A 3,089-nucleotide genomic window follows, 5' to 3' on the forward strand; every position below is an offset into this window, starting at 1 on the left:
ACCCCCTCGCGCAGGGCCTGGGCCAGCTGATCCACGGCTTGCCTTCCCATGGGGTTTCCGGGCCGGTAGAACTTGGCCTGGATACCGACGCTGACCGGTATCCCGCCCATAAGCCTGAACTCGGCCACCACGTCCGCCCCCTGGTCCTTCCTTCGGGAGACCACCTCTGCGCTCAGGGCCCCCATGGCCTGGGCGAGACGGGCCAGGAGCTCCTCAAACCGGTCAGGGTTCATGCGGCCTCGGATGAGCTCTTCGTGCACGGCCTTCACCATGCGGGCGCGAAGCTCCCGGGCCAGGTTGGGCGTTGCGCCCCGCTTGGCGTCCTCCACGACCCTCTCAATGTCGGCCACCAGGTCGCGGGCGCCCATGAGGGTCCCGCGGGCCTTCATCCGGGACTGCAGGTCGGATGAGGCCAGCTCGCGGGGGATAGGCTTCTTGTCGTTGAGCCAGCGGACGGGCCTGCGGTAGGCGGCGACGGGGTGGCTCTCGTCGTAGTAGGGGTTTCCCGTGATCTCGGCCACTCAAGTTGCGTCTCCGGCTGGGGGATAGGGGCGAGTCCAGAGATAACCTTGCTTTTTGCACATGATGATGCCATGATTGCAAGGGGTCCGAGGGGAGCGTTCACCTAGGCGTAGTCGCTCGCCTCCGGGATCCCCTCCACCCCCTGGTCGGTGGCCCTCATGGCGGTCCCCGTGGCCCGGTAGGGCTGAGCCTCGAGGAGGAGCTTCCTCCCCTAGACCCTCGGCGGTCGCCATGTAAAATGGGGCCAAGATATGAACCGCCTGGGAAAAACGGAGGTTTTCCTCAACCGCTTCGCCCTCCGGCCTCTTGGCCCTGAAGAGCTCAGGCCTTGGCGCCTGAAGGCGGTTCTGGACCCTCCCCCGGGGCGGGAGGAGGTTTATCCCCTTCTCGCCCAACTGGCCCGCCAAGTGGGGGGCATCACGGTGCGTGCGGGAGACGGCCTCGCTTCCTGGTCGCCTCCCGAAGCCCTGGTCCTGGAGGGCATCCTGGCACGGAAGGGGCAGACCTACACTTACCGCCTCTACCCCGAGGGAAGGATGCCCTTTGACCCCAAGGACCCCGGGGAGCGGGGTGTGCTTTCGGCCTTGGCCCGGAGGCTTCTCCAGGAGCGCCTGCGTCAGCTCGAGGGGCTTTGGGTGGAGGGGCGGGCGGTGTACCGAAAGGAGCATGCCCGGGGGGCCGGATGGCGGGTGCTTAGGGGAGCGGTCCTGGACCTTTGGGTTTCCGACTCAGGGGCGTTTCTCCTGGAGGTGGACCCGGCGTACCGAATCCTCTGTGAGTTGTCCCTCGAGGCCTGGCTCGCCCAGGGCCACCCCCTGCCCAAACGGGTCAGGAACGCCTACGACAAGCGCACATGGGAGCTCCTCCGGATCGGAGAGGAAGACCCCAAGGAGGTCCTTCTCCCGGGCGGCTTAAGCCTCCTGGACTACCACGCTTCCAAGGGCCACCTCCAGGGTCGGGAAGAGGGGCGGGTGGCCTGGGTGGCGGACCCCGAGGATCCTCGGAAGGCGATCCCCCATCTGACAGGCCTTTTGGTGCCCATCCTTACTCTGGAAGACATCCAGGAAGATGAGGGGGGTCTCGTCCTCTCCCTGCGTTGGGAAGAGCGGCGTAAGCGGACCCAGAAGATCGCCGAGTGGATCGGTCGGCGCCTGGACCTGGGTAGGCCAGAGCCGGTGCGCGCCCAGGCCTACCGTCTGAGCGCCCCCAGGCTCCTGGGCCAAAAAGCTGTAAAAAAACCTGCAGACGCCCTGCGCGTGGGGCTCTATCGGGCCCAGGCCACCGTCTTGTCCCTATTGCGTTTAGACGAGATGCAAGGGTGGCCGGACTTCCTCCGGCGGGCCCTGGATGAGGCCTTCCGGGCGAGCGGGGCCTCTCTCCGCCTGCACGAACTTCGCGCCGACCCCGCGCAAGCCTTCGCCTTCCGCGAGGCCCTGAGGGAAGCTAAGGAAAAGGGGGTCCAGGCGATACTGGTTCTCACCCCGCCCATGACCTGGGAGGCGCGCAATCGCCTAAAAGCTCTTTTTCTCAGGGAGGGTCTTCCTAGCCAGATCCTCAACCTCCCCCTGAGGGAGGGAGAACGCCACCGCTGGGAGAACGCCCTCCTCGGCCTCCTGGCCAAGGCAGGGCTTCAAGTGGTGGCCCTACAGGGGACCTACCCGGCGGAGCTCGCCGTGGGCTTTGACGCCGGAGGGAGAGAGTCCTTTCGCTTCGGGGGCGCGGCCTGCGCCGTGGGCGAGGACGGTAGCCACCTCCTCTGGACCCTCCCCGAGGCGCAGGCCGGGGAGCGGATCCCCCAGGAGGTGGTCCGCGACCTTTTGGAGGAAACCCTTTGGGCCTTTAGGCGCGAGGCGGGAAGGCTTCCTTCCCGGGTCCTCCTCCTTCGGGATGGCCGCGTGCCCCAGAACGAGTTCACCCTGGCCTTGGAAGCCCTCGCCCGAGAGGGCATAGCCTACGACCTGGTCTCGGTGCGCAAGTCGGGCGGGGGGCGGATCTACCCCGTCCAGGGGCGCTTGGTGGACGGACTCTATGTGCCCTTGGAGGACAGGACTTTTCTCCTCCTCACCGTTCACCGGGATTTCCGGGGAACACCCCGGCCCCTAAAGCTGGTCCACGAGGCGGGGGATACGCCCCTCGAGGCCCTGGCCGCCCAGATTTACCACCTAACCCGCCTCTACCCGGCGAGCGGTTTCGCCTTCCCTCGTCTTCCCGCTCCTCTCCACCTGGCCGACCGCCTGGTGAAGGAGGTGGGTCGGCTGGGGGTTCGTCACCTCAAGGAGGTGGACCGGAGAAAGCTCTTTTTTGTCTAGCTACCTCACAGCCCCGCCCCGGCCATCCTCGGGGTCAGCGGAGCCGCCTTCCCGGAGGAAGGAGGTTTACCCGGGCCTCCAGGCCCCGGCAGAGCGGGCTACGAGACGCAGCTGCGCCATGACCCGGAGATGCGGGCCTTCTACCACCGCCTGCGCTCGCGGGGCAAAACGAAGAAGCAGGCGTTGGTGGCCGTGGCCCACAAGCTCCTCAGGCGGATGATGGGAAGGCTCAGGGAGTACTACGCCGGTCGGTTGGCC

2 protein-coding genes and 1 pseudogene are annotated in these 3,089 nt (G+C 66.9%); 2 read left to right on the forward strand and 1 reads right to left on the reverse strand.

Features of this window, described 5'->3' with window-relative positions; all coding sequences use genetic code 11:
• On the reverse strand, positions 1-521 hold a 521-nt coding region (locus AC01Y6_RS10035; RefSeq protein WP_476671378.1), incomplete at its 3' end, for a restriction endonuclease.
• 252 nt (positions 522-773) lie between these two features.
• Here AC01Y6_RS10035 and ago point away from each other — a divergent pair.
• On the forward strand, positions 774-2,831 hold the full coding sequence (ago, locus tag AC01Y6_RS10040; RefSeq protein ID WP_428720904.1) for a protein argonaute: 2,058 nt from the start codon (positions 774-776) through the stop codon (positions 2,829-2,831).
• 114 nt (positions 2,832-2,945) lie between these two features.
• Positions 2,946-3,089: pseudogene (locus AC01Y6_RS10045) on the forward strand (IS110 family transposase); the annotation flags it as partial.

Source organism: Thermus sp. (assembly GCF_056332225.1).

What these genes read in the sequence shown, in the direction of transcription:
- ago (WP_428720904.1), top strand. Translation starts at nt 774, where the DNA reads ATGAACCGCCTGGGAAAAACGGAGGTTTTCCTCAACCGCTTCGCCCTC.